This window comes from Vibrio sp. V42_P2S4T144 (assembly GCF_009904715.1).
GTDB lineage: Bacteria > Pseudomonadota > Gammaproteobacteria > Enterobacterales > Vibrionaceae > Vibrio > Vibrio alginolyticus.
In genome coordinates this window covers 1-7388 of the sequence record NZ_WXWS01000073.1, presented here as the reverse complement: position 1 = coordinate 7388, position 7388 = coordinate 1, and the positions used below count along the sequence as shown (strand labels likewise).

Genomic DNA, 7388 nt, shown 5'->3' with positions numbered 1-7388 from the left:
TATTTTATAATTTATTTATTTGAAATTGTTGTTACGCCATAAAGGCAATTTAAAAAATCTATAACAACTAAAACGCTCAACATTGTTATTTTATTTATTAAGCGATTTATAAAGAAAACTAACTCTTTTTAAATTTCATTAAAAGATTATGACTATATGAACAAAGCAACATGTGAACTAAAGTCACAATCTTAGAGTTTGGAGCTAAAAGATCATTAAAATTTCTGTGTAGACTACACGCCATTAAGTTAAAACACTTTCGATTGTTAACGCACGGTAAAATATAAATGGAAAATAGAGTTAGCGAGCCTATTTCTGATAGTCAACTACTTGATGTAGAATTATTAGGCAAACCTATTCATATCATTCGTGAGAAGCTCGATAATTTAATTTCAGAATCTTGCTCAAACCTTACGACTGAATTACAAAATTGGCTCAGCACAGGAAAAGTGGAAGCTAGCTTAACCTCAGTAGACTTGCACCGCTTTACATCGGTTGAGATGGACAAAGAGCAAACGTCGACCTATCAACATCAGGAAGGCGGCATGGTATTCATCCATGGTAACCCTCACACGCTAATAAAGTTGGCTGATAGATTTTATGGTGCAAGTGCAGAGCGTTCAGCCGCTACTCTGACGGCCAGTGACTTACGTTTACAAGAGCGCATCAGTCGAATCATCATCGGTTGGCTTGCTCCTGGTGAAATGTGGGACACGGGTGAGTATGAGACCCCTAGAGGAATTGGCATTAACGTTCAATTAAACATTGCGTTTGACGATCATCAAGGCTCAATTCATCTCAAGCTAGATGGTCATCTTATTCAAACGCTGATCGAGCAGCTTGAACTGCAACCTGATACCGATTTGTTTCAACCTTTCTGTCGTTCTTTAGAGACGACCCCCGTTCGACTGAACGTTGTTCTAAGTAAAAAGAAGATGCCTTTAAGTGATGTGGTTGGCTTACAACCCAACGATATTTTACCTATTGAGCTTCTTAACACGGTTCCAGTAAGCATTGGCAACCAATCTCTATTTACAGGTCGTATTGCCGAGCAAGACGGCCAACTTGTTTTGATCTTTAACCCTGATAAGGAACCGCAGCGATGAGCGAAGCGCTAGAAACTAATGCATTCGACGCAGAAGAACTGAACTTTGATGATTTTCAATTAGAAGACTTTGAAGCCGAAGATACGCTCCAACAAGAACCAGCCACTGCGGAACGTGACCTTAGCTTTTTCAAAAGCATTCCTGTCACAGTCACGCTGGAAGTTGCGAGTAAGGAGATCCCACTTGGGGACTTAATGAAAGCGGGTGAAGGCACGGTTATCGAGTTGGAAAAGCTCAATGGCGAGCCTTTAGACGTGAAAGTAAACGGTTCTCTTATGGGCCACGCTGAAGTTGTCGTTGTCAATGATAAGTATGGACTTCGTCTGATCGATGTACATGACTCTGCATTGAGTGGCGTTGGTCAATAATCTTAGGTAGGCATCACAATGAAAAATCTGAGCGCTTGGCACCGTTGGTTACCTCTTTTGGTATTGGTGTCACTTTTGTTTGCTTTCCCAACAATGGCGGCTGACAACGGCTTAACTATCTTGTCCGTTTCTGATGGCGACACACAACAAGAATACAGCGTTAAACTGCAAATTCTGTTGTTGATGACGGCGCTCAGTTTTCTTCCAGCATTTATTTTGATGGCGACGAGCTTTACTCGAATTGTCGTTGTCCTTGCGATTTTGCGCCAAGCTCTTGGTCTTCAACAAAGCCCACCTAACAGAGTGTTGGTCGGGATCGCTCTCGCATTGACGTTACTGATTATGCGCCCTGTCTGGAGCGATATTTATGAAAATGCGTTTCAGCCATACGACAACGGCGAAATCACGCTAATACAGGCTTTTTCTGTTGCAGAGAAACCAGTGAGAGAGTTCATGTTGGCACAGACGCACCAAAGCTCTCTTGAACAAATGTTACGTATTGCCAATGAGCCTCTCGACCAAAACGTTGAGGATATTTCATTTGCCGTTGTCTTGCCTGCATTTGTCATTAGTGAACTGAAAACCGCCTTCCAAATTGGTTTTATGCTTTTCATCCCGTTTTTGGTCATCGACTTGGTTGTCGCCAGTGTCCTGATGGCAATGGGTATGATGATGCTATCACCTTTGATTGTCTCACTTCCCTTTAAGTTGGTGGTATTTGTACTCGTGGATGGTTGGGCAATGACAGTTGGCACCTTATCTGCCAGCTTCGGTTAACTAGGAGCAGTTATGACCCCAGAACTAACCGTAACGTTATTTTCCGATGCAGTATGGCTGATCATTTTGATGGTTGCCGTATTGGTTGTTCCAGGCTTAATTGTCGGTTTGTGTATCGCCGTATTTCAGGCTGCCACACAAATCAACGAGCAAACACTCAGCTTTTTGCCACGTTTGCTCGTTACCTTATTAATGGTGATTTTTGCAGGTCACTGGATGCTACGTAAGATCATGGAACTGTTTGATTTCTTGTTCCACAACATACCAGGGATGATTGGCTAATGGCCATCACATTTGCAGAGCTCTCGGCGATACTCGGTCAACTCTGGTGGCCGTTTTTTCGTGTGGGAGCCGTATTTATTTCAATGCCTTTCTTTGGTGATGCGATTATTCCTGTTTGGGTTCGTACTTTACTGGCCCTCTCGATCGTTGTCATTACTGGACCGTTAATGCCACCCATGCCACAAGTCGAGTTATTCTCTATGACTTCCCTGTTCCTTGCTTTTGAGCAAGCTATTTGGGGAGTAATGTTTGGGTTAATTTTGCACATGCTCTTTAACGTTTTCACCATGCTTGGCCAGGTGATTTCTCTGCAAATGGGCTTAGGTATGGCGATGATGAATGATCCTATTAACGGGCTTTCTGTCGCCATTTTGGGACGCATATTTCTGATTTTCTCAACCTTGTTGTTCCTCGCGCTAGAAGGACACTTACTCGTCATAGATATCGTGATTCAAAGCTTTGTTGTTTGGCCAGTCGGATCTGGTATCACATCGCTTTCTCTGCAAGGTGTTGTCAACATTTTCGGTTGGATGTTTGCCTCTTCACTCGCTTTGGCTTTGCCCGCTATTGTTTCCATGCTTCTAGCCAACATCAGTTTTGGTGTAATGAACCGAGCCGCACCATCACTTAATGTCTATGCGTTAGGTTTTCCTATGACGATGCTGCTGGGTCTATTCAGCGTATTAATCTCAGTTTCTGGTGTTCCTGGTCGCTACACGGCGCTCGTTCACGACACCATTAGACACTTGAGTAACTTTATGTTGGGGGGAGCATGAGCGATCAATCTTCTCAAGACAAAACTGAAAAAGCCTCACCGCAGAAGGTAAAGAAAGCCCGCCAGGAAGGACAAATTCCTCGCGCGAAAGAGTTTACTACTGCGGTGATATTTCTAGCGGTGGCGCTCTACTTTTACTCTCAGCTTAATAGTATTTGGGAAAGCATGTCGGGTATCTTTCGCTACAACATGATGCTGACGCGAGCCGACCTAGAAAATCCTAAACAACTTGTCGAGCAATTGGGACAAAGTTTAGCGGTCATCATAGACATGCTATTACCATTGTTTACCGTCATTATTATCGTGACCTGTGGTAGTAGCCTTGTGCTAGGCGGCTGGATGTTCCGTCCCGCGAACGTAATGCCAAAGCTCAGCAAAATTAATCCTTTGAGCGGGATAAAGCGCATTTTTTCGACCCGCTCAGTGGTTGAGCTCTTAAAGTCAACGTTCAAAGTAGCCGTGATATTCGGCATCTTATATGGCTATTTAGACAACCACTTACAGCCATTACTTGGCATGCAAAATCTCCCGCTCAGCCAAGGTTTTTCTCTAGTAATGTCAATTCTGTTTGAAGGCTTACTCTTAATGGGCTTCGCCTTGTTGTTATTTGGGGTTATCGACATTCCTTATCAGCGTTGGGAACACCTAAAAGAACTCCGCATGACGAAACAAGAATTGAAAGAGGAATTTAAAAATAATGAAGGTCGTCCGGAAGTAAAGCAACGTATTCGTCAAATACAGCAACAGTTTGCGCGCCGTAAGATCGATAAAATGGTGCCGACGGCTGACGTGATCATCACTAACCCAACGCACTATGCAGTCGCACTGAAATACGAGCCTTCACTTTCTGACGCGCCCTTTGTCGTCGCAAAAGGTGTAGACGAAACCGCTATGCACATTCAACGTATCGCCCGAGAAAACAAAGTGGAAATCATTAACTCCCCGCCACTTACCCGTTCGATTTATCACACGACGGCGATTGAACAAGCAATCCCAAGCCAACTGTACATCGCAGTGGCACATATTCTTACTTACGTTTTGCAATTGAAAGCCTTTCGTAAAGGTGAGGGAAAAGAGCCAATTCCTTTACCTCATTTTTCGATTCCAAAACATTTGCAGCACTGATTAACCCGCGTTTATCCAAGGACACGAAAGTATGCTTAACCGGTTAAAACAACTTCAAACATCAACCAAAGGCTACGTTGGCATTCCAATCGTCTTGCTAATGATATTAGCAATGGTGATTCTTCCTTTGCCTCCTCTGCTACTGGATGCGCTGTTTACCTTTAATATCGTCTTAGCAATCCTAGTATTGCTGGTCAGCACAACCGCAAAGCGACCATTAGATTTCTCTGTTTTTCCAACTATTTTGCTGGTCGCAACATTATTACGTCTCACATTGAACGTGGCTTCTACGCGAATTGTACTCCTAGAAGGACATAATGGTGGTGACGCAGCGGGTAAGGTCATTCAAGCATTCGGTGAAGTCGTCATTGGCGGTAACTACGTCGTTGGTATGGTGGTGTTCGTCATCTTGATGATCATCAACTTCGTCGTAATCACCAAAGGTGGTGAACGTATTTCTGAGGTTTCAGCCCGCTTTACGTTGGATGCTTTACCAGGCAAACAAATGGCAATTGATGCCGACTTAAACGCTGGCCTTATCGATCAGGAAACGGCTCGCTTACGCCGTAAAGAAGTCGCCAACGAAGCCGATTTTCATGGTTCGATGGATGGTGCATCAAAGTTTGTGCGTGGCGATGCCATCGCAGGTTTGTTGATTCTGTTTATCAATATCATTGGTGGTATTAGTATTGGTGTCTTCGAGCATGGACTCGCTGCGTCTGACGCCTTTAAAACTTATGCCCTACTCACAATCGGTGATGGTCTAGTTGCTCAAATTCCTTCACTACTATTGGCAACGGCTGCCGCGATTATCGTTACGCGAATTAATGATAGCGATAATGGCATGTCGGAAACCATGCAAAAGCAATTACTGGCAACTCCTGCAACGCTATTTACTGTCGCAGGTATTATGGCGGTAATCGGTATGGTACCGGGTATGCCACACCTAGCCTTTTTTGCGTTTTCTGGCGCATTAGCGTTCGCAGGGTGGCGTCAAACCAAGAAGCCAGTGCAAGACTCCCAGATTGAAGAGGTCGAAGCACTTTCACAAGCGATGCAAGACGATGATACACCGCTGACATGGGATGATATTCCTCACGTCCAAACATTATCACTTGCGCTTGGTTACCGACTCGTCCATCTAGTCAACAAAGAACAAGGGGCACCTTTATCACAACGAATTCGCGGTGTGCGTCGAAACCTTTCTGAACAAGTTGGCTTTTTATTACCTGAAGTTCGTATTCGTGACAATCTGAGCCTCAAGCCAAACCAATACACAATTTCTCTAAATGGCGAAGTCATTGAGCAAGGTTTTATTGAACCAGAGCGTTTAATGGCGATAGCGGTTGGCGAAACTTACGGTGAGGTAGATGGCATTTTGGGTAGCGATCCTGCTTATCAGTTGCCAGCTGTGTGGATTGAGCATCAAGATAAAGCAAAAGCACTTAATATGGGTTACCAAGTTGTCGATGATGGCACTGTTATTGCCACTCATATTAGTAAAATCATGAAGACAAACCTTGCAGAATTGTTTACGCACGACGATGTGGAAGCAATAACCCAGCGTTTGACACAACAAGCCCCGAAACTAGCAGAAGCATTAGCAGCAGCACTTAATCCAGCACAGCAGCTGAAAGTATATCGCCAGCTTTTATTGGACCAAGTGCCACTAAAAGATATTCGCACGATTGCCAACACAATGTTGGAATCCGCGGAAAATACAAAGGACCCGATCCTACTTGCATCTGATGTACGCTGTGCACTAAAGCGTACGCTTGTTAACTTAATTGCAGGACAAAAGAACGAATTAAATGTCTACGCACTGTCTGATGAGTTAGAACAAATGCTACTAACTTCACTGCAACAAGCACAATCTTCTGGTACGGTAACACTAGATAGCTTCCCAATTGAGCCAAACATTCTTGGTCAGTTCCAACAAAACTTGCCATTGATTAGACAACAGCTTAAACAACAGGGGCTACCTCCGATCCTTCTCGTTATGCCACAGCTGCGCCCTCTTCTAGCGCGTTACGCTCGCACATTTACACAAGGGCTGGCAGTATTGTCTTACAACGAAATCCCAGAAAACAAACAAATCAATGTGGTAGGAAACCTTGGTTAATCTTATTTCAACACATGCGATGTACGAACATTTGGTTGGTCTCGCAGTACAACACATCGTCACGGATGACGATCAATTAGTCTTTGATGCTTTAAAACACAATGATGTCCAACACGCATGCCAAGCAATTAGGGAAGCTCAATCAGGGGAAGTAGAATTCCAACACCTGACGTTGAGATTTGGTATGCGTGGAGAACAAAGTGTCTATCAATTCAAACTCTCTGAACAAATGCAGTACTGCCTGGATTTGTTCAGTCTTTACCTTGCACTAAGACAAACACAATTTCAGTTAGAAGCCTTTCATCACGACTTGATTAGTAATGTTGTCGTGCCGATTCGCGTGGATGCATTACTTTGGGAGCCTGGGGTTTATTTTCTCGAACAGACGATTCAATTCCACTCTTCTGCTTTTCAACATGTGATTCCTTCTCTTCAAGCTGATGAAACGTTATGTGATAGTGATAAAGTCGCCACACTCACCAAAAAGTTAAAAGAGAATGCATATTCACTTTGGTTTGAAGTCGCGACATCGCAAGTGAACTTCGAGCGCGTCGCAGACTTTAGTCCCGATATGATCAAATTGTCAGTCACACTAGAGGATAAAGAAGAAAGACACGCTTTCCTACCTATTGCTAAGTTCTTAAGAAAGCATAAATATACTTGGGTTGCCGGACGTGTAGCGAGTCAAACGGAACTTAACCGCTATCGTTTATTGGGTGCCAGTTATTATTTTGGTTATTTCAGCGATATCCCAACCTCTCTCTCCTTTCAGTCTTTTGATGAGGAATAGTTGAAACTCAACCATTTATATTTAAAACAGCACGATTTATTCG

Annotated in this window: 8 protein-coding genes; all 8 read left to right on the top strand. The window is 43.6% G+C overall.

Annotated features, from left to right (window positions below; all coding sequences use genetic code 11):
• Positions 1–287: 287 nt before the first annotated feature.
• Genes CAG68_RS02345 through CAG68_RS02310 form a run of 8 tightly spaced genes read left to right on the top strand, consistent with a single transcriptional unit; the run spans position 288 to position 7345 of the window.
• On the top strand, positions 288–1106 hold the full coding sequence (locus CAG68_RS02345) for a FliM/FliN family flagellar motor switch protein (protein ID WP_005375039.1): 819 nt from the start codon (positions 288–290) through the stop codon (positions 1104–1106).
• On the top strand, positions 1103–1474 hold the full coding sequence (gene fliN, locus CAG68_RS02340; protein WP_005375038.1) for a flagellar motor switch protein FliN: 372 nt from the start codon (positions 1103–1105) through the stop codon (positions 1472–1474). Before CAG68_RS02345 ends, fliN begins: the two co-directional genes overlap by 4 nt.
• An 18-nt stretch (positions 1475–1492) precedes the next feature.
• Complete coding sequence (gene fliP, locus CAG68_RS02335; RefSeq protein ID WP_005375037.1) at positions 1493–2251, top strand: flagellar type III secretion system pore protein FliP; 759 nt, start codon at positions 1493–1495, stop codon at positions 2249–2251.
• A 12-nt stretch (positions 2252–2263) separates the two neighbouring features.
• The gene (gene fliQ / locus CAG68_RS02330) at positions 2264–2533 is read left to right on the top strand and encodes a flagellar biosynthesis protein FliQ (protein ID WP_005375036.1); all 270 of its coding nucleotides are present in this window, start codon (positions 2264–2266) and stop codon (positions 2531–2533) included.
• Positions 2533–3309, top strand: coding sequence for a flagellar biosynthetic protein FliR (fliR, locus tag CAG68_RS02325; RefSeq protein ID WP_005375027.1), 777 nt, complete (start codon positions 2533–2535; stop codon positions 3307–3309). Before fliQ ends, fliR begins: the two co-directional genes overlap by 1 nt.
• Positions 3306–4433 (top strand): flagellar biosynthesis protein FlhB, encoded by a 1128-nt coding sequence (flhB, locus tag CAG68_RS02320; protein WP_005375025.1) that lies wholly within the window; start codon positions 3306–3308, stop codon positions 4431–4433. Before fliR ends, flhB begins: the two co-directional genes overlap by 4 nt.
• 31 nt (positions 4434–4464) lie before the next feature.
• Positions 4465–6555: a flagellar biosynthesis protein FlhA gene (gene flhA / locus CAG68_RS02315; RefSeq protein WP_005386867.1), complete on the top strand. Its 2091-nt coding sequence runs from the start codon at positions 4465–4467 to the stop codon at positions 6553–6555.
• A gap of 19 nt (positions 6556–6574) precedes the next feature.
• Positions 6575–7345: an EAL domain-containing protein gene (locus tag CAG68_RS02310; protein WP_017633491.1), complete on the top strand. Its 771-nt coding sequence runs from the start codon at positions 6575–6577 to the stop codon at positions 7343–7345.
• The last annotated feature ends 43 nt before the right edge of the window (positions 7346–7388 follow it).

Bases quoted from the DNA above. Each gene is read 5' to 3' on its own strand.
- fliN (WP_005375038.1), top strand. From the start codon at position 1,103: ATGAGCGAAGCGCTAGAAACTAATGCATTCGACGCAGAAGAACTGAAC.
- CAG68_RS02310 (WP_017633491.1), top strand. From the start codon at position 6,575: ATGTACGAACATTTGGTTGGTCTCGCAGTACAACACATCGTCACGGAT.
- fliQ (WP_005375036.1), top strand. From the start codon at position 2,264: ATGACCCCAGAACTAACCGTAACGTTATTTTCCGATGCAGTATGGCTG.
- flhA (WP_005386867.1), top strand. From the start codon at position 4,465: ATGCTTAACCGGTTAAAACAACTTCAAACATCAACCAAAGGCTACGTT.
- flhB (WP_005375025.1), top strand. From the start codon at position 3,306: ATGAGCGATCAATCTTCTCAAGACAAAACTGAAAAAGCCTCACCGCAG.
- fliR (WP_005375027.1), top strand. From the start codon at position 2,533: ATGGCCATCACATTTGCAGAGCTCTCGGCGATACTCGGTCAACTCTGG.
- CAG68_RS02345 (WP_005375039.1), top strand. From the start codon at position 288: ATGGAAAATAGAGTTAGCGAGCCTATTTCTGATAGTCAACTACTTGAT.
- fliP (WP_005375037.1), top strand. From the start codon at position 1,493: ATGAAAAATCTGAGCGCTTGGCACCGTTGGTTACCTCTTTTGGTATTG.